Origin of the sequence: Sporosarcina sp. GW1-11, from assembly GCF_033088395.1 — a bacterium.
In the GTDB taxonomy this organism is placed as follows: domain Bacteria; phylum Bacillota; class Bacilli; order Bacillales_A; family Planococcaceae; genus Sporosarcina.
In genome coordinates this window covers 69392-87354 of sequence record NZ_JAPMIW010000002.1, presented here as the reverse complement: position 1 = coordinate 87354, position 17963 = coordinate 69392, and the positions used below count along the sequence as shown (strand labels likewise).

At 43.7% G+C, this 17963-nt stretch carries 16 protein-coding genes and 1 pseudogene; 14 read left to right on the top strand and 3 right to left on the bottom strand.

Annotation, left to right across the window (positions count from 1 at the left end; all coding sequences use genetic code 11):
• The first annotated feature begins 7 nt into the window (after nt 1-7).
• The 10 genes and pseudogenes from ORD22_RS02455 to ORD22_RS02410 all read left to right on the top strand — a co-directional run bounded on the left by ORD22_RS02455 (nt 8) and on the right by ORD22_RS02410 (nt 7641).
• Nucleotides 8-844: a DegV family protein gene (locus ORD22_RS02455; protein ID WP_317644281.1), complete on the top strand. Its 837-nt coding sequence runs from the start codon at nt 8-10 to the stop codon at nt 842-844.
• 31 nt (nt 845-875) lie between these two features.
• Nucleotides 876-1685, top strand: coding sequence for an SGNH/GDSL hydrolase family protein (locus tag ORD22_RS02450; RefSeq protein WP_317644280.1), 810 nt, complete (start codon nt 876-878; stop codon nt 1683-1685).
• An 8-nt stretch (nt 1686-1693) separates the two neighbouring features.
• The gene (locus tag ORD22_RS02445; RefSeq protein WP_317644279.1) at nt 1694-2266 is read left to right on the top strand and encodes a YpmS family protein; all 573 of its coding nucleotides are present in this window, start codon (nt 1694-1696) and stop codon (nt 2264-2266) included.
• Nucleotides 2267-2277: 11 nt separating this feature from the next.
• On the top strand, nt 2278-2808 hold the full coding sequence (gene msrA, locus ORD22_RS02440) for a peptide-methionine (S)-S-oxide reductase MsrA (protein WP_317644278.1): 531 nt from the start codon (nt 2278-2280) through the stop codon (nt 2806-2808).
• On the top strand, nt 2805-3230 hold the full coding sequence (msrB, locus tag ORD22_RS02435; RefSeq protein ID WP_317644277.1) for a peptide-methionine (R)-S-oxide reductase MsrB: 426 nt from the start codon (nt 2805-2807) through the stop codon (nt 3228-3230). Before msrA ends, msrB begins: the two co-directional genes overlap by 4 nt.
• A 15-nt stretch (nt 3231-3245) precedes the next feature.
• Nucleotides 3246-3470, top strand: a complete 225-nt coding sequence (locus tag ORD22_RS02430; RefSeq protein WP_317644276.1) for a YozE family protein — start codon at nt 3246-3248, stop codon at nt 3468-3470.
• Between the two features lie 78 nt (nt 3471-3548).
• Nucleotides 3549-4233, top strand: a pseudogene (gene deoD / locus ORD22_RS02425) (purine-nucleoside phosphorylase).
• A 79-nt stretch (nt 4234-4312) separates the two neighbouring features.
• Nucleotides 4313-5803, top strand: a complete 1491-nt coding sequence (locus ORD22_RS02420; RefSeq protein WP_317644414.1) for a lmo1851 family serine protease — start codon at nt 4313-4315, stop codon at nt 5801-5803.
• Nucleotides 5804-5866: 63 nt separating this feature from the next.
• A complete protein-coding gene (locus ORD22_RS02415) occupies nt 5867-6769 on the top strand; it encodes a CobW family GTP-binding protein (protein WP_317644275.1) in 903 nt (300 codons plus the stop codon).
• A gap of 179 nt (nt 6770-6948) precedes the next feature.
• Nucleotides 6949-7641 (top strand): CAP domain-containing protein, encoded by a 693-nt coding sequence (locus ORD22_RS02410; protein WP_317644274.1) that lies wholly within the window; start codon nt 6949-6951, stop codon nt 7639-7641.
• A gap of 710 nt (nt 7642-8351) precedes the next feature.
• Here ORD22_RS02410 and ORD22_RS02405 read toward each other — a convergent pair.
• Nucleotides 8352-9710 carry an MATE family efflux transporter gene (locus tag ORD22_RS02405; protein ID WP_317644273.1) on the bottom strand — a complete coding sequence of 453 codons (1359 nt, stop codon included), beginning with the start codon at nt 9708-9710 and terminating at the stop codon, nt 8352-8354.
• 107 nt (nt 9711-9817) lie between these two features.
• On the opposite strand from ORD22_RS02405, the gene ORD22_RS02400 reads away from it, so the two are divergent.
• The 4 genes from ORD22_RS02400 (at nt 9818) to ORD22_RS02385 (ending at nt 15460) form a co-directional block, all read left to right on the top strand.
• Nucleotides 9818-10894, top strand: a complete 1077-nt coding sequence (locus tag ORD22_RS02400) for an undecaprenyldiphospho-muramoylpentapeptide beta-N-acetylglucosaminyltransferase (protein WP_317644272.1) — start codon at nt 9818-9820, stop codon at nt 10892-10894.
• A 186-nt stretch (nt 10895-11080) separates the two neighbouring features.
• Complete coding sequence (locus tag ORD22_RS02395) at nt 11081-13876, top strand: 2-oxoglutarate dehydrogenase E1 component (protein ID WP_317644271.1); 2796 nt, start codon at nt 11081-11083, stop codon at nt 13874-13876.
• 95 nt (nt 13877-13971) lie between these two features.
• Nucleotides 13972-15192 (top strand): 2-oxoglutarate dehydrogenase complex dihydrolipoyllysine-residue succinyltransferase, encoded by a 1221-nt coding sequence (gene odhB / locus ORD22_RS02390; RefSeq protein WP_317644270.1) that lies wholly within the window; start codon nt 13972-13974, stop codon nt 15190-15192.
• Between the two features lie 70 nt (nt 15193-15262).
• The gene (locus tag ORD22_RS02385) at nt 15263-15460 is read left to right on the top strand and encodes a DUF6501 family protein (RefSeq protein ID WP_317644269.1); all 198 of its coding nucleotides are present in this window, start codon (nt 15263-15265) and stop codon (nt 15458-15460) included.
• 560 nt (nt 15461-16020) lie between these two features.
• On the opposite strand, the gene ORD22_RS02380 is transcribed toward ORD22_RS02385, so the two are convergent.
• Both ORD22_RS02380 and ORD22_RS02375 read right to left on the bottom strand, forming a co-directional pair.
• A complete protein-coding gene (locus ORD22_RS02380; RefSeq protein WP_317644268.1) occupies nt 16021-17199 on the bottom strand; it encodes a toxic anion resistance protein in 1179 nt (392 codons plus the stop codon).
• A complete protein-coding gene (locus ORD22_RS02375; RefSeq protein ID WP_317644267.1) occupies nt 17189-17848 on the bottom strand; it encodes a 5-bromo-4-chloroindolyl phosphate hydrolysis family protein in 660 nt (219 codons plus the stop codon). Before ORD22_RS02375 ends, ORD22_RS02380 begins: the two co-directional genes overlap by 11 nt.
• Nucleotides 17849-17963 lie beyond the last annotated feature (115 nt).

Genomic DNA, 17963 nt, shown 5'->3' with positions numbered 1-17963 from the left:
ATGAACTATGAAGAAAATTCACATTGTCACGGATTCTACCGCGGCATTAACGGATGAACTCATTAAACAACACAACATACATGTCGTGCCGTTGACGTTACAAATTAACGGTAAGTCTTATACAGACGGCGTCGATTTGTCGCCAGTACAATTCCTCGATCTCATGCGGGAATCTAAAGAGCTACCGAAAAGTTCGCAGCCAGCAGTCGGTGTGTTCCAGACGTTGTATGATGAATTAGGCGCTGACGGTAATCCCATCCTTTCTATTCATATGACGGGTGGCATGAGCGGTACAGTGAAATCTGCTGAAGCAGCTGCACAAGCGTCTTCAGCGAACGTCACGGTCGTGGATTCAATGTATATTTCTCATGCGTTAACGTTCCAAGTGCTTGAAGCGTGTCGTCTAGCAGAAGAAGGAAAGACAGTAGAAGAGATTGTCAAAGAGCTAGATAGCGTACGCAAGCGTTCATCGCTTTTTGTCGTAGTTGACGTGCTTGATAACTTGGTGAAAGGTGGACGCATTGGTAAAGGCAAGGCTATGTTCGGATCACTTATGAATATTAAGCCGATTGCGACGCTAAAAGACGGGGTTTATACGCCGGTCGCGAAAGTGCGTAGCCATAAGCAAGTAGTGACGTACTTACTAGATGAGTTTAAAAAAGAGACAGCAGGGAAAGTCATTCGTAGTGTCGGAATTGCGCATGCAAATGGCCTTTCGATGGCTGAACCGTTAAAGAAGAAGATTGAAGAAATGGGTATTCCGGTGAAGCTATCCTTTACGACACCGATTATTAGTACCCATACAGGGGAAGGCGCTATTGGCTTAATGTATTATACGGAGTGAAGCAATCTACGATTAAAGGGGAGATAGACAGATGAGAAGCGTGATCGTGCTGTTGCTCGCCTTCTCAATGTTCCTGTCAGGGTGCCAAGCCCCATTTAGCCAGAAAGAATCGAAAACGACTTTGTCAGAACGTGAACCCGTTCTCTTCGAACCTTTTTCCATACCAGAAAACTTTATCCCGCAGCGCATAAATGTGCTCGGTTTAGGGGATTCATTGACACAGGGAGTCGGGGATGAACGAAAAGAAGGCGGTTATTTCGGACGCTTGACAACAGATATGGAACAATGGAAAGGCGTTCTGGAAGTAGAAGCTATTAATTTAGCAAAACGTGGACGCCGAAGCGATCAGTTATTACAACAACTAGAAGACCCGAACGTCCAGCAAGCGATTATACAGGCCGATTATATCGTCTTTACGATTGGCGGCAATGACTTGATGAAGGTTGTGAAAGGAAGCTTCATGAAAATGAAGCTTGCGGATTTTTATAAAGAACTCGGTAAATTTGAAGTTCGTATCGATGAATTATTTGAAATTTTACGACTCTATAATCCAAGTGCCCCAATTATCGTGGCCGGACTGTATAATCCTTTCTCTGTACTGACCGATGAAGTGCATGAATTTGACGAGATTATAGAAGATTGGAACCATTCGCTAGAAGAACGTGCGCAACGAGACGGGACGGCTTGTTTTGTGCGGGTAGAAGATTTATTTCATTCGAATACAAATTTGGTATATCATACAGACTTCTTTCATCCAAACAGTAAAGGCTATGATCAGATGGAGGAACGCTTTGTAGAAGAGATTAAAAGTTGTCCGGCGGTTACGTTGGAAGTGGAGTGATCGGAAATATGAAGTTTTGGAAAGTAGCATTCTTTAGTTTAGCGGGACTCGTTGCGGCAGCGCTCGTTGCACTCATTTTATTAGTTAGCGGCACAACTGCTTCTCCCGCTCTTCCTGAATCAAATGTGACGCAAGAGGAAGGCTATACATTAGCGCTCAATACAACGAAGGACAATTTTGAAGGTATCGCCAACACATATATTCGGAAAGCGGTAAAAGGGGCATTGCCTGTGGAGCTTTCCATGAGAGACGATGTGCTGTTGACGTCTGAACTGACGGTATTCTCTTACACATTGCCGCTTGCGATGCATTTCGATCCGATTGTGCAAGACGATGGAAACCTAATCTTAAAACAATCGTCTATGGAATTAGGGCATTTAACGATTCCTCCTTCCACGGTTTTAAAGTTACTAAAAAATTCGATGGAGTTACCTTCTTGGATGATCGTACGTCCGAAAGAAGAAGAGATATTCATCGATTTACGGGAATTACCGATCTCGGGTGACGTACAAGTGAAGGCAAAAGAAGTGAATTTAGCGAAAGATGAGATTATATTGGAAGTATTGATACCGAAAAACTAAGGAGGTCACACATGGCTACTCAATATGCAACGTTTGCGGGTGGTTGCTTCTGGTGCATGGTCAAGCCGTTCGATCAGTATGAAGGCGTACAGTCAGTAACTAGCGGCTATACTGGAGGACAGTCAGTCAATCCGACCTACGAAGAAGTGTGTACAAATACGACCGGACACCGTGAAGCAGTCCAAATCGAATTTGATGATGAAGTGATTTCGTATAAAGAGTTATTGAATATTTTCTGGCAAGTGATTGATCCTACAGACGCAGGAGGACAATTCCATGATCGTGGTGAATCGTATAAGACAGCAATCTATACGCATTCTCCGCAGCAGCATCTAGAGGCGGAACAATCGAAGAATGCGTTACAAGCAAGTGGCAAGTTTACTTCACCGATTGTGACAGATATTTTACCTGCGCATCCTTTTTATCCGGCAGAGGAGTATCACCAACAGTATTATCAAAAGAATCCTGGTCACTACGCACGCTATTCGGTCGGATCAGGCCGGGTTGGATTCATTGAAGAGCATTGGGGGGATCGTTCATGAAAGAAGAGTTGAAAAGTCGTTTGACGGAAATGCAGTATTATGTGACGCAAGAAAGCGGAACAGAGCCACCGTTTCTCAATGAGTTTGACGCGCATTTCGAAGAAGGTCTTTACGTGGATATCGTGTCAGGTAAACCGTTATTTAGTTCCCATGATAAGTTTGACGCGGGTTGCGGTTGGCCAAGCTTCTCTAAGCCGGTGGAATCTACAGAAATAACAGAGCATTTTGATACGAAATTCGGTATGCGCCGTACGGAAGTCCGCAGTAAGACGGCAGACTCCCATTTAGGACATGTTTTCCCGGACGGACCACAAGAAACGGGCGGTTTACGTTATTGCATTAACTCGGCTGCGTTGCGTTTTGTGCCGGTCGCGGATTTAGAAAAAGAAGGCTACGGTGAGTATGCCGGGTTATTTGAGTGAAGGAAGGTGACAGCGATGGATCGATCCTTTTACCATTTTGCGCTTCGGTATCGTGGCGGCGGTAGAGATGATGTGAAGGCTATATTTGCCGAGAAGATGTTTCGCGATGCTAGTTTCCCAAAGAATGAAGAGGATTTCGATTCGTTGTCACGCTACATAGAAGATCAGGCTGACGACGACTTGCGTTCTACAACCTTTGATGAACTGTACGCAATCTATGCGGATCTATGTAGTATGTAACGGGCGAGGTCTTCATTGCATCTCGCCATTATTCACGGTATGATGAAAACAAATTCACGAAATGAGGCTGACAAACACATGAGCATACATATTGATGCGAAAAAAGGTGAAATTGCAGACACGATTCTTCTACCAGGAGATCCACTACGTGCGAAGTATATTGCGGAGACATTTTTAGAAGATGTCATCCAGTATAATTCCGTACGAAATATGTTTGGCTATACAGGGACATACAAAGGTAAACGTATTTCAGTTCCCATCGATCTCGATCTACGTTACAGAATTGATGCAAGAATATGATGTTCAAAAACTAATTCGTGTCGGAACATGTGGTGCAATCCAGAAAGACGTGAAAGTACGTGACGTCATTTTGGCACAAGGCGCGACAACGAACTCTTGTTTGAACGATGTGAGCTTCGGACCGATTCGTTTCGCACCGCTTGCGAACTTTGATTTATTGTTAAAAGCGTATAACGCAGGGAAAGAAAAAGGCTTGAACTTACAAGTAGGGAATGTGTACACAGAAGATTTCTTTTATAATGAAAACGCACAGCATGAAAATCTTGCACGTCACGGTGTATTGGCAGTCGAAATGGAAGCAGCGGCACTGTACACGCTAGCAGCGAAATTCGGTCGTCAAGCTTTAGCGGTATTGACAGTGAGTGACCACATCCTTACAGGCGAGATTACAACTCCTGAAGAGCGTCAAACGACATTTAATGAAATGATTGAAGTCGCGCTAGAAGCAGCTATCGCTGAATAATCTAAGTAGATAAAGAACGCGTGAAAAGACCGCTCTTGGCAGCGGTCTTTTCATGGGAATTGAGAAAGTAGGGAAGACGATGAACGAAAACGAGTCAAACGGTGAGCTGAAGCCGGAAAAGAAACCGACTTCTCGATACATCCGCATCAAACCGTTTTCGTTGATCATGCTTATCTTTGCCCTTGTGCTGGCGACAGCAGCAGTTACATTCTTCGCACTGACGGTCGGTGATGAAAAAGTTGTAGAAGTCGTCAAACCCCAGCAAGTGGGAAATGATCGGAAAGAATTCACAAAACTTTTCGAGGCATATGATCAACTGAAACAAACGTATTTTGATGATGTCGATGATCAAGTCGTCCTAGACGGCGCAATCAACGGAATGGTTGACGCATTAGGCGACCCTTATTCCGATTATCTAAATGTAAAAGAAGCCAAACAGTTGAATGAAAGTATTTCTTCCAGCTTTGAAGGAATCGGTGCAGAGATTCAAGAGTCAAATGGCTATATTAGCATAGTCTCTCCTATCAAAAACTCACCTGCAGAAAAAGTGGGCTTGCTGCCGAATGATACGATTCTCTCTGTAGACGGTAAAAGCATACAAGGGATGTCTTCCTCTGAAGCTGTCCTATTAATTCGCGGGGAAAAAGGATCGACGGTTACGTTGTCTATCCGACGTGGTGATCGTCAAGAACCATTTGATGTGAAAATCAAACGTGACGTGATTCCGATTCATACGGTCTATGCAGAAATGTTAGAGGACGGTATCGCACATATTAACATTACATCTTTCTCAGAACAGACGTATGAAGAATTGCTTGAAGCGATAAACGAGATGGTCGACAAAGGAATGCAAGGCGTACTGATTGATGTGCGTCAAAATCCGGGCGGGATCTTAACAGGTGCAATCGATATTTCGAATCTGTTTGTTGAAGAAGGCAAGACGATATTGCAAACACAGGAAAAAGGCAAGTCGCCTGAGCTCTACCCAGCGTCTGGCGGTCAAAAAGTAACCGTTCCTGTAGCGTTGATTGTAGATGATGGCAGTGCGTCGGCTTCTGAGATTTTAGCCGGTGCATTAAAAGAGTCTGCAGGGATTCCGATTGTCGGCGTGAAGACGTTTGGTAAAGGGACGGTACAATCACCGACTCAATTACCGGACGGTTCGAACTTGAAGTTAACGACAGCGAAATGGTTAACACCAGATGGCAACTGGATCCACAAAAAAGGCATCGAGCCGGATGTCAACGTACCGTATCCATCGTATGCGTCTTTACCATTCCTTGATTCATCTGAAGAAATGGACAAAGGGCGCGTCTCACCTAGCGTACAAGCTGCTGAAGAGATGTTAGAAGCAGTCGGGTATGACCCAGGGGAAGTAGATGGCCTATATGATGACAGTACCGTAGAAGCCGTGAAAACTTTACAGAAAGACTTACAGATCGAGCAGACCGGTGTACTCACGGGGGATACGACAGTAGGTTTAATGCAAAAATTACGTGATAAGTTGAAAAACGATGATCCACAGCTCTTGAAAGCGAAAGAGGTTGTTTTGAAAGAAATACACTCATAAGACTAACGGCACGCGTCCTAGCACAAGCTCGGGCGCGTGTCTTTTATAGAAGGGATGATTCGTATGATCGATGTATATTTACTTAGTGGCTTTTTAGGAAGCGGTAAAACGTCAGCACTCGTGCAATTCATTGAACAAGTGAAGAAATCCGGGAGACTACCCGCTGTCTTAATGAATGAATTTGGTGAAATGAATATAGATAGTAAAATCGTAGAGGATGCAGGAGAAGTGCCGTTAAAGGAATTACTGAACGGTTGTATTTGCTGTACGGGTGCGGAATCTACAGAGGCGCAGCTACAAGGCTTGCTGGCGGATTACCCCGATGTAGATGTCCTATTTATTGAAACGACAGGTGCTGCTCATCCTGTAGAAGCGTTAGATGCAGTCTACTCGCCTTTATTCGCTTCGCAGTTAGATGTAAAGGGCATTGTCACCGTAGTCGATGCCAAGCGCTGGATGGACCGTGAGAAGCTTTCACCACGGATGCTGGCTTTGTTCCTAGAGCAAATTCGCCACGCGCATTTCATGGTGCTCAATAAAACGGATTTATTATCGGATCATGAGTTAGCGACTGTAACGATGCACGTGTCGCAGTTCAATAGCTATGCGCCAGTCGTTCAGACAGTACATGCGAAAGTGGACTTTGGCTATATAGAGAAGATGATCAACGCATCTTCCGCTCCGTCACATGCGGTCAGTACGGGTAGTGGGTTACCTATTGCGTCTAAGGTGCTAACGTTTAATCAGCCGATCAACCAAGAGCATTTTGAAGACTGGGTGCGTACTCTACCCGATACGATTTACCGGATGAAAGGTTATATTCAATTAGAAGGATCTCGTTACGCTCATTTATTCCAATATGCGTACGGGATGGTTCAATGGATTCCAGAATATATTCAAATTCCGTCTACGCTCGTCATCATTGGAGAGCAACTACAAGCAATCGACTATGTGCCTGAAAACTAGTTGTCAATAGCTATCTATTGGTAATAGTCCGCACGGGAGGACAACATTTCCATTTCAGGGGGAGCTGAGACACTCTTTTCATAGGATTCTAGTGTGGATTGGAAAGGTTGGTAAATTTCGTTAAGTTTTCTCCTACTCTCTGAAGGTATGATGGATTGCGTAGAGAAGGAGGGAACAAGATGAAAAAAACGTTATCACTCATCTTATTAAGTTCAGCACTATTTTTGCCTAACCATTCCGTGGAGGCAAGCACAATCAATCAAGCACAGCCGCAAAAGCAGACGTATACGTGGAATGTACAAAAACAAGACGTCCGTTCGTATTATTATGGCAGATACTACTTTGGATATCAGAAGCCCGTACGTCCAACGCAACCAGCACCACAACCAACTAAACCAACAACACCGGCTCCAACACCTGAACAACCTAGTAAGCCGGTAGAGAATCCTAGTACGCCAGAAAAGCCGACTACCGAAAAACAACAGACTTCAAATGTCTCAGCTATTGAACAAGCAGTACTAGACTTAACGAACGCAGAGCGCGCAAAAGCAGGACTCAAGCCACTACAAATTGATGCGGCGTTACAAAAGTCAGCGAAACAAAAATCAGCAGACATGGCGATGAATCGTTATTTCTCTCACACAAGCCCTACATACGGTTCACCATTTGATCAAATGAAGAGCAATGGGGTTACATACCGTCAAGCGGCTGAGAATATCGCGATGGGTCAGCGCAGCGCACAAGAAGTTGTCACTGCATGGATGAACTCTGCAGGCCATAGACAGAATATCTTAACACCTGGCTTTACACATATCGGTATTGGTTATGATGCAAACGGCCACTACTGGACACAACAATTTATTCAGAAGTAAGTAAAAAACGGTTGATGGAGAATATTCCATCAACCGTTTTTTACGTTGAGTCGTAGTAAAGGGAAAGTGAATTAATACCGTTGCGCTGCGTTCCAGGCGGACGCGTTCGGGAGGGCCCGCGGTTCGCTTTGCCTTAATTTCTGAGGTCTTTGCAGAAATTAAGGCAACTGTGCTCCTAACGCTTCGCTTTTACTCGCAAAAGCCGTACTTCGCAACGGCTTTCGCTCCCTTGGTTGTCTCACCTGTCGGGCTGATCCTCCCCGAGTCGCCGCCTTACACTACGCTTCACTATTTTTTGTTCTAGAGTTATTAGTGGAAAGGTTAGCTGGTTAATTTTAGAAGAGATAGAGGAAAACTTAAATTGTACAAGGATATACAAAGTAAGTGGAAAGGTGGAGTATACTCGGTAGATTGAATGACTACTCTTTATTTTTAAAAATTTACATGCACGCACTATGTATTTTATTAACTGTTCTACTCATTAACTTCAGGATACTATGCTAGTGAATCGGAGTGCAAGGCGGCGACTCCTGTGGGATCAGTCCGACAGGTGAGACGACTGTAAGGAGCGTAGCGACTAGTCGGCTCACCGCGGACCCCACGGAACGCGTCCGCCTGGAACGCAGAGTAACGGTATGCCTACCCCTTCTCTATGAACTTTGTTAATAAGCAAAAACGGTCGATGGAGTATATTCCATTGACCGTTTTTATTAAGCGTGTGGCAGTACCTGTTTGTTTTGAATGAAGCGTAGACGTAACGATAGAACGACCGCACCGACAGTTAACCCAACGATTAATCCGACCCAGTAACCGTACGCTGCTAACTCGGTAAAGCGGGCGAGTGCGAAGCCGACCGGTAGTCCGATAACCCAGAAGGATACTAGACCGACGAGGAATGTCGTCGTGACATCCTTATAGCCACGCAATGCGCCTTGAATCGGTGCTTGTACAGCGTCCGATAATTGGAACAGTGCCGCATAAATAAAGAAATGCATGGCAAGTGCAATAATGGCAGTGTCTGGCGTATACATAGAAGCAATGGCCTCACGAAACGTCAGCAAGATGAATATGGATAAGAAACTGAAGATAACAGCAAAGCCTATGCCGAGCTTCGTAAACTCTTTCGCATCTTTCGGACGACCGGCACCTATAGATTGCCCAACCAAAATGGTCGTACCCATCGAGACACTTAACGGCACCATATAAAGTAAAGACGTAAAGTTCAATGCGATTTGGTGTGCAGAAATGACTTGTGCGCTATAACTACTCATTAGCAACGTGACGACAGAGAAAATACTCGTCTCTACGAAAATCGATAGCCCGATTGGAATCCCGATTAAGAGAATCTCTTTCCATTTACTAAAGGACACACGTTGCCAGTCGCTAAACAACGCAAATTCCTTAAAGTGTCTAGAGAGCCAAGCAATACTCACTGCAATAATAAATACGAGCCAATACGTAAAACCTGACGCATACCCAGCACCGGCACCTCCCAATTCAGGAAAGCCGAAATTTCCGAAGATTAATAGATAGTTTAAGAAAACATTAATAGGCGCTGACAATAAAATGATAAACATGGAGACGCGCGTTGCCCCGAGCGCATCGAAAAAGGAACGTAACACGGTATAAGCCATTAACGGCACTAAACCGATGCTCATCCCTGTTAAATAGCTAGATGAGACGGTTACTACTTGATCATCTAACGGCATTTTCGTAATTGCTGGTAACACGACCCACTTAATCAGTATGAAAATGATTGCCGAAAGCGCTAGAGATACGTATAATGCTTGCTGGACAGTAGGTCGGACAGCGCTTTTATTCCTCGCGCCGATTTGCTGTGCGATAATAGGGGTGAGCCCCATCAGAATTCCGGAAAGCCCCGTATAGACAGGAATCCAAAATGAACTGCCAATGGTGACGCCCGCTAGATGGTAGGTGTCATAACGCCCGGTCATGAGGATATCGAAAAACGACATCAAGTAAAGGGCGACTTGCGTAATTAAGATAGGAATCATAATTTTAATGAATAACGAGCTTTTTCGCTGGACTGTGTTCGTTGCAGTTGTCATGGTTTTCATTTCCTCTTTCACAATAGCTTTTATTTTCTGTAGCTATTGTAACATGAAAAGGTTAGCGGGAAGCGTCTTACATAAGCCCTTAAGGAAGGATGGATAGTATGAAACAACCGGTAATCGTCTTAACAGGTGGCGGGACGGCAGGACACGTATCTGTCAATCAAGCGTTAATCCCTGTTTTTTTGGAAAGAGGCTATCGTGTGCATTATATTGGATCGAAAGAAGGGATTGAACGGGAGTTAATAGGAGACGGTCATCCGGAAGTCGTCTATCACGCAATACAAAGCGGAAAGTTGCGTCGCTATTTTTCCATGAAGAACTTTAGTGACCCGTTCCGCGTAGGTGCAGGTACGCTTCAAGCACTTTCGATTGTACGAAAGCTTAAACCGGAAATCGTCTTTTCTAAAGGGGGATTCGTTTCGGTTCCTGTCGTGATGGCGGCTAAACTTGCCAATGTGCCAGTAGTCGTACATGAGTCGGATGTCACACCTGGACTCGCTAATAAACTAGCATTGCCGTTTTCATCCCAGATTTTTACGGTGTTCGAACAGACGTTAGACTATGTTCCATCGGCTAAGTCTACGTGTACAGGTCCGATTATTCGTCCTGAACTGTTTACAGGGAGTAAAGAACGCGGGTTACAACTGACTGGATTAACGAACGGTAAGCCAATCTTTATCATCATGGGTGGTAGTCAAGGCTCAGCTGTATTAAACGATGCGGTACGTGGGACATTGTTTGATATACTTGAAGACTATCAAATCATTCATTTATGCGGTAAAGGGAATGTGGATGAGCGGTTGGATGGGGTAGACGGTTATGCACAGTTTGAATATGTGACGACTGAATTACCTGATTTGCTGGCGGCTTCTGATTACGCAATTTCTCGTGCAGGCTCTAATGCAATCTTTGAATTGCTAGCAATCCATAAGCCGATGTTACTCGTTCCGCTCGCTGCATCTAAAAGTCGTGGCGATCAAATTCTGAATGCTTCCTATTTCGCTTCTAAAGGGTTAGCCTTGCAAGTGGAAGAAGAAAAGTTAGCTGATGTATCGATGAAAGAACATTTTCATCATCTTGTGAAAGAAAAAAGTCGCTTGTTGTCAAATATTGAAAAGACGACAGCGCCGAAAACGCCTGAGAAAATGGCAGAATTGATTTTGTCGTTCCAGAAATAGGAGGAAATCATAGTGCGTAGTAGTCAAGGGTTTTTTCCGATTTTTGAGCTTTTTTTCATGAACTTTGCAGAAAAGTTCACAACTTCGAATTAATCCCTTTCAGTTCTAGGGTTTGCATGCTATTATTGTAAAGAAGTATATCAAATAAACACAACAAGCCAATTGGCAATGTGGAGGTCATATTACATGTCGAACAATGTGGATTCCCATCGTTCCCCGTATGCTAATTTTTCGGGTCCAAACCTTGGGTATGTAATGGAAATGTACGATCTGTTTAAAACAGACTCAAATGCAGTAGATCCTGATTTAGCTGAGCTATTCAGGAATTTTGGTGCGCCTCAGATTGATGAGTCGGGAGCAGAAGCAGTTATCGCGCAAGGTTCTCAAACCGATTTACGCAAAGTGCTTGCTGTCTATTCTTTATTAGAAGCGATTCGCTCGTACGGGCATCTAGCAGCAGACATTTATCCATTAAACGATCGACCAAAGGATACATCACGTCTGGAACTATCCTATCATGGACTGACAGAAAGCGATCTGGTCGGATTGCCAGCAACTTTGTTCTTGAAAAACGTTCCGGCAACAGTGGAAAATGGATTGGACGCTATGAACTACTTGAAATCTTTATACACAGGTTCAATCGCTTATGAATTTTCTCACTTGATTGACGAAACTGAACGTAACTGGATTCAATCTAAAATTGAAAATGGCGACGTACAGCCGAGCTTACAAGAAGATGATAAAAAACAACTTCTTGAGCGTTTAACAAAAATTGAAGGTTTTGAGAAATTTATTCACCGTACATTCGTTGGTGCAAAGCGTTTCTCTATTGAAGGCGTGGACACACTCGTCATCTTAATTGATGAATTGGTTCGCCGCTCTGAAGAAGCGAAAATGAAAAAAATGCTGATCGGCATGGCACACCGTGGACGTTTGAACGTGTTGACACATAACTTAAACAAACCATATGAAATGATGTTTGCTGAATTTGCGGGTGTACCTGCTTCACCGTTCTTACCTCAAGACGGTTCACTAGAAGTAACACGCGGTTGGTTCGGCGACGTGAAATACCATATGGGTGCTCTTTACAAGGGAGAATCTGGTCTAAATCGCTTCCTAGCGTATAACCCATCTCACTTAGAAGTAGTAAATCCTGTCATTACAGGGCAGACAAGAGCTGCTCAAGAAAACACGGATCATCCAGGTATTCCACAACAAGATACAAATGCTGCGTTTGCAGTACTTGTACACGGTGATGCGGCGTTCCCTGGACAAGGTATCGTACCAGAATCATTCAACTATAGTCGTGTTCGCGGATCGATCCACGTAATCGCTAATAATACGATTGGCTTTACAACGGAATACTATGATTCTCGCTCTACACACTATGCATCAGATCCTGCAAAAGGCTTTGAAGTGCCTGTATTCCACGTGAATGCAGATCACCCAGAAGAAGTACTAGCAGTTGCACAGTTGGCGTTTGAATACCGTCAGAAATTCGGTAAGGACGTATTGATCGACTTGATCGGTTACCGTCGTTACGGACATAACGAAATGGACGAGCCACTAGTGACGAATCCAATGATGTATCACAAAATCCATAAGCACAAAACGGTCCGTCAACTTTATGCACAACGTTTAGTTGAGCAACAGTTAATGACAGATGAAGAGGTAACGCAACTGGACAAATCGGTATTTGCAAAAATGCAAGCAGCGTATGATCGTGTGAAAGAAGAATCGGTCGATGCACCGGAATTGTCTAACGCAACACCAGAAGGCGTATTGGCTGGATTACCACGCGACCTAGAAACAGGTGTAGCAGAAGACCGTCTACGTAAGATGAATGAAGAATTGTTAACATACCCTTCTAATTTCAAGGTCTTCAGTAAATTGGAAAAAATCCTCAATAGACGTCAAGATCCATTCAATGGAAAAGGCAAAATCGACTGGGCTCACGCAGAGCAATTAGCATTCGGTTCTATTTTACAAGACGGTAAGCCGATCCGTATGTCTGGACAAGATATCCAACGCGGTACATTCGCGCATCGTCATTTAGTGCTACATGATGAAAAAACGGGTGAAGAATTTGTACCGTTGCATCATATCGGCGGCTCGAAAGCTTCATTCGTAGCGTATAACAGCCCATTAACTGAAGCGGGAATTGTTGGCTATGAATTCGGTTATAACTTAGAAGAAGATAAGACGATGTCCATCTGGGAAGCACAGTATGGAGACTTCTCAAACATGGCACAAGTTATGTTTGACCAGTTCGTATCATCAAGTTTCTCTAAGTGGGGTCAGCAATCAGGTTTAGTCTTACTCTTGCCACACGCATATGAAGGACAAGGACCAGAGCACTCAAGCTGTCGTATCGAACGTTACTTGCAACTATGTGGGGAGAACAACTGGACGGTTGCGAACATTTCTAGTGCAGCTAACTACTTCCACGTATTGCGTCGTCAAGCCAAGATTCTTGGAAGCGAAGCAGAACGTCCGTTAGTCATCGCAACACCTAAATCATTATTGCGTCACCCACTAGTTGGAGCAGACGTAGAAGATTTGACGGAAGGGCACTTCAAAACAGTTCTTGAGCAACCTGGAACTGGAACGAAGCCTGAAAAAGTGAAGAAAATCTTGTTCGCAAGTGGTAAGATGGCAATCGACTTAGCAGAACAGATCAAAGACGGTAAAGGATTCGACTATTTACACGTTATTCGTGTTGAGCAGCTATATCCATTCCCGACAGATAAGATCAAAGAGATTCTTGCACGCTTCCCGAAAGTAAAAGATTTAGTATGGGTTCAAGAAGAGCCGAAGAACATGGGTACATGGTCATTTGCTTATCCGTACCTAGAGCAAGTGGCAGAAGGTAAGGACATTTCATACGTAGGTCGTATTAAACGTTCAAGCCCATCTGAAGGCGACGGAGCTTCACATAAAAAAGAACAAAATCGAATCATTGAAGAAGCATTGAAAAAGTGATATAACAAGTAAGGACGCTTTACAATACAAAAAACTACTTAAACAAAAAGTAGCTAATCCGTGACAAACGGTATACCTACGAGGAGGAATTTATTGTGGCAGAGATCAGAGTACCTGAACTAGCAGAATCGATTACAGAAGGCACAATTGCAAAATGGTTGAAGCAACCCGGTGAAAACGTAGATAAAGGCGAATTCATCGTTGAATTGGAAACAGATAAAGTGAACGTCGAAGTCATTTCAGAAGAAGCAGGTGTTCTATCTGAGCTATTGGCAGCGGAAGGCGACACAGTTGAAGTTGGCCAAGTGATCGCGATTGTAGGCGAAGGTTCAGGTGCACCGGCACAACAAGCTCCACAAGCAGCACCGGCACAAGAGGCAGCTCCAGCAGCAGCACCAGCAGCGGCGGCAGTTGAAGAAACAACTACAGCTGATCGTACAATTGCAAGCCCAGCGGCACGCAAGTTAGCGCGCGAAAAAGGTATTAATCTTGCTGACGTATCACCTGTTGATCCAATGGGTCGCGTACGCGCACAAGACGTATCAGCTCATACAAACGCACCAAAAGCACAACAAGCAGCTCCAGCAGCAACAGCTCCGGTTGCAGCGAAAGAAGACGGACGTATCACTCGCGAGAAAATGACTCGTCGTCGTCAAACAATCGCGAAGCGTTTGCTTGAAGTTAAACAATCTACAGCTATGCTTACAACGTTCAACGAAATTGATATGACAAACGTTATGGCGCTTCGTGCACGCAAAAAAGACCAGTTCTTCGAGCAAAACGATGTACGTCTAGGTTTCATGTCATTCTTCACGAAAGCAGTCGTTGCTGCATTGAAGAAATATCCATACGTTAACGCTGAAATTGATGGCGATGAAATCTTGTTGAAAAACTACTTCGATATCGGAATTGCAGTTTCTACTGACGGTGGACTAGTTGTACCGAACGTAGTAGATGCAGACCGTAAAAACTTCGCTGAAATCGAAGCTTCAATCGGTGAGCTTGCTAAAAAAGCACGCGACAACAAGTTGACTATTGCTGATATGACAGGCGGTTCATTCACAATTACAAACGGTGGAGTATTCGGTTCACTATTGTCTACTCCAATCCTAAACGGTACACAAGTAGGTATTCTAGGTATGCATACAATTCAAAAACGTCCAGTAGCTGTTGGCGACAACATCGAAATCCGTCCGATGATGTATGTAGCACTTTCTTACGATCACCGTGTAATTGATGGAAAAGATTCTGTAGGATTCTTGAAGATGGTTAAAGAGTTGCTTGAAAACCCTGAGGACCTTCTACTAGGTTCTTAATGTATACAAAAGAAGCGACCCGCAGTTACGCGGGTCGCTTTGTTCTATCAAGTGAGAGGAGAGTGTATTTATGTCTTATTTAAATTGGTTGGATGCACCGACGTTGAAGACGGTAACTTGTACGCATGCAGATGCGAAGAAGTATGTAGTAAATCAGATGCTGACACCAGGGAAGTCGTATGATGTGAAGAATGAAACGGATGAGTTCATTTTCGTCGTGGACAATTCCGGTAAAGTCGGCGGGTATTACAAGACTTATTTTGAGTGATTTGCAGTTAGTGAATGAAGGGCGGGGAGTGGAGGTATACCGTTTCGCTGCGTTCCAGGCGGACGCGTTCAGGAGGGAGCGCGGTGAGCCAACTTCGAAAACCGATGCTCCTAACGCTTCGCTTTTACTCGCAAAAGCCGTACTTCGCAACGGCTTTCGCAAGCTCCCCTGGTTGTCTCTGCTGTCGGGCTGATCCTTCCCGAGTCGCCGCCTTGCACTACGCTTCACTGGTGTATGCTTCTTTAGTTAGTGAGAGGGATATTCAGCTTTGAACTTAGATTTATCATTTGAACTTAAAAAGCAGAGCACAGTAGATTAGTTACTTGATGACTACAATGAATTCTCAAGGTTCTTATAGTCTTAGTGTAGGATTGAAGCGAAAGAAGGGTCGACTCCGGGAGGATCAGCGTGCGCCTTATGACCCTGGACTGAGCGTAGCGAGGGAAGCGGCATAAGCCACGCCCTCCGGAAAGCGTACCCTTCTGTAGCGTAAATCCCGGACCACTATCTAAGTTAACTCTCTACTATCACTATAAAAAGTTCAAAAAAACCGTCCTTCGTTATGAAGGGCGGTTTTGTGTTTCTTCGTATACCGATAGAAGACGAGTTTTGAGGTCTTCTTCCATACGGGCGATTTCGATCTCGGCTGCTTTTCGTTTGGCGCGGCCTTCTGACTGAATCACAAGCGTTTCTTCGATTGTTTGGATCAAGTTCTCTTGCGTCTTCTTCAACGTATCGATCTCGATAATCCCTTTTTCATTCTCTTTAGCTGTCTCGATACTATTCACTTTCAACATCTCGGAATTACGTAACAGCAAGTCGTTTGTTGTCTTCGTTACGAGCTTCTGTGACTCGACTGCTTTTTGCTGACGATTTAACGTCAAAGCAATAGCGATTTGGTTTTTCCATAGGGGAATGGCTGTCATGATAGATGCTTGGATTTTTTCCGCTAAGGTTTGGTTCGTTTGTTGGATCATCCGAATTTGTGGAGCGCTTTGGATCGTAATTTGACGAGATAGTTGAAGGTCGTAAAGACGCTTTTCTAAACGATCGACGAATTGCGCCATATCATTTACTTCTTGTACCATCATTTGATCGTCTGCTTGCTGTGCTTTTTTATGAAGTTCTGGAATGATCGTTTGATTGATTTCCTCGATTTTTAGTTCGGCAGCTGCGATATAGACGTTTAGTGCTTGGAAATACGTTTTGTTTTGCTCGTATAATTGATCGAGCATACGGACGTCTTCCATTAAACCGCGTTTAGAATGTTCCAATTGTACGCCGATTTTATCGATTTGTGTGCCTAGTTTTTGATATTTCGTCATCATTTCAGCAACAGGACGAGTAGCCTTTGCGAATAGGCGACTAAGACCGGATTTTTTCTTATCGGAAAGATCATCTGGATCGATTTCGGAAAGTTTATTCATCAATTCATTTAATACATCACCTACAGGACCGATATCTTTACTTTGAACGTGGTCTAGCATTTTGTGAGAGAAGCGAGAGAGTTCGTTCTGTGCATTGGCACCGTAAGTAATAATCGCTTCGTAATTGCCTACAGGGATTTGTGAAGCGAGTTGCTTTGCATCGATCAATTTAGCCGGTTTTTTACTTTCAGCTAATGAATTTTCCATTTCTTTTGGTAATAAGCTTGCATCCATATCGAATGGATTGCCAAGCAAATCGTCCATTGTTGTTTCTTGCATGTCCAATGTTTCATTCAATGGTTTATCTGTCATTAGAATGTTCCCCTTTCGATTCAAGCAACGGTTTCTCTTTATTGATTGTTACATCAACAAAATCAATTTCCATACGTAGTTGTTCCAAGTCCGTAGCTACAGCGTTTCGTAAATCTCTTTCCATTTCTTGATTGAGATCAGCTAATGTTTCGCGCGTGTGTTGCAATGCGATTTTAATTTCAGCATCTTTTAACGGCTGATTCACAAGCAATCCATATTTTGAAGTGATTTCTACAGCAGAATCAAGATGTGCATAGAAAAATGTTTCCACCTGATAAAATTTACGTGGATTCGTCTGAACGATTTTAATAATTCTTCTAGCTTTAGCTGCCATATCATACACTTGTCTAAACGCTTGAATTGAGCGAACTTGTCCATACATATTCGTTAGCTGCTTTACTTTTTTCTTAGATTCAATGACTTGTTGTTCAATATGTTTATATTCAGATCGAGCCAACCCAAATTGTTTAAGGGTAGAGCGTAATTGAATTTCTTTAATCGCTGCATATCCTCCAGCATACAGTCCAACTCCTATTGCGGAACTGACAAAAAAATTTAGACCGGCACCACTCACGAGGAATATCCATGTGAACAAACTAGTCGGGGCCATGATTAGATGTCGGGTAAAGAAGTTTTTAATAAAATTCATGATAGTTCAGGCCACCTTCCATTTTCTCTATATAGTATTTACGGATTGCATAGCAAAAGGTTTCATCTTTTAAAGGTTTCATTTCTTTCGGTAGGTGACAACCATTTGAAAAGCT

What these genes read in the sequence shown, in the direction of transcription:
- ORD22_RS02455 (WP_317644281.1), top strand. Translation starts at nt 8, where the DNA reads ATGAAGAAAATTCACATTGTCACGGATTCTACCGCGGCATTAACGGAT.
- ORD22_RS02450 (WP_317644280.1), top strand. Translation starts at nt 876, where the DNA reads ATGAGAAGCGTGATCGTGCTGTTGCTCGCCTTCTCAATGTTCCTGTCA.
- ORD22_RS02445 (WP_317644279.1), top strand. Translation starts at nt 1,694, where the DNA reads ATGAAGTTTTGGAAAGTAGCATTCTTTAGTTTAGCGGGACTCGTTGCG.
- msrA (WP_317644278.1), top strand. Translation starts at nt 2,278, where the DNA reads ATGGCTACTCAATATGCAACGTTTGCGGGTGGTTGCTTCTGGTGCATG.
- msrB (WP_317644277.1), top strand. Translation starts at nt 2,805, where the DNA reads ATGAAAGAAGAGTTGAAAAGTCGTTTGACGGAAATGCAGTATTATGTG.
- ORD22_RS02430 (WP_317644276.1), top strand. Translation starts at nt 3,246, where the DNA reads ATGGATCGATCCTTTTACCATTTTGCGCTTCGGTATCGTGGCGGCGGT.
- ORD22_RS02420 (WP_317644414.1), top strand. Translation starts at nt 4,313, where the DNA reads ATGAACGAAAACGAGTCAAACGGTGAGCTGAAGCCGGAAAAGAAACCG.
- ORD22_RS02415 (WP_317644275.1), top strand. Translation starts at nt 5,867, where the DNA reads ATGATCGATGTATATTTACTTAGTGGCTTTTTAGGAAGCGGTAAAACG.
- ORD22_RS02410 (WP_317644274.1), top strand. Translation starts at nt 6,949, where the DNA reads ATGAAAAAAACGTTATCACTCATCTTATTAAGTTCAGCACTATTTTTG.
- ORD22_RS02405 (WP_317644273.1), bottom strand. Translation starts at nt 9,710, where the DNA reads ATGACAACTGCAACGAACACAGTCCAGCGAAAAAGCTCGTTATTCATT.
- ORD22_RS02400 (WP_317644272.1), top strand. Translation starts at nt 9,818, where the DNA reads ATGAAACAACCGGTAATCGTCTTAACAGGTGGCGGGACGGCAGGACAC.
- ORD22_RS02395 (WP_317644271.1), top strand. Translation starts at nt 11,081, where the DNA reads ATGTCGAACAATGTGGATTCCCATCGTTCCCCGTATGCTAATTTTTCG.
- ORD22_RS02385 (WP_317644269.1), top strand. Translation starts at nt 15,263, where the DNA reads ATGTCTTATTTAAATTGGTTGGATGCACCGACGTTGAAGACGGTAACT.
- ORD22_RS02380 (WP_317644268.1), bottom strand. Translation starts at nt 17,199, where the DNA reads ATGACAGATAAACCATTGAATGAAACATTGGACATGCAAGAAACAACA.
- ORD22_RS02375 (WP_317644267.1), bottom strand. Translation starts at nt 17,848, where the DNA reads ATGAATTTTATTAAAAACTTCTTTACCCGACATCTAATCATGGCCCCG.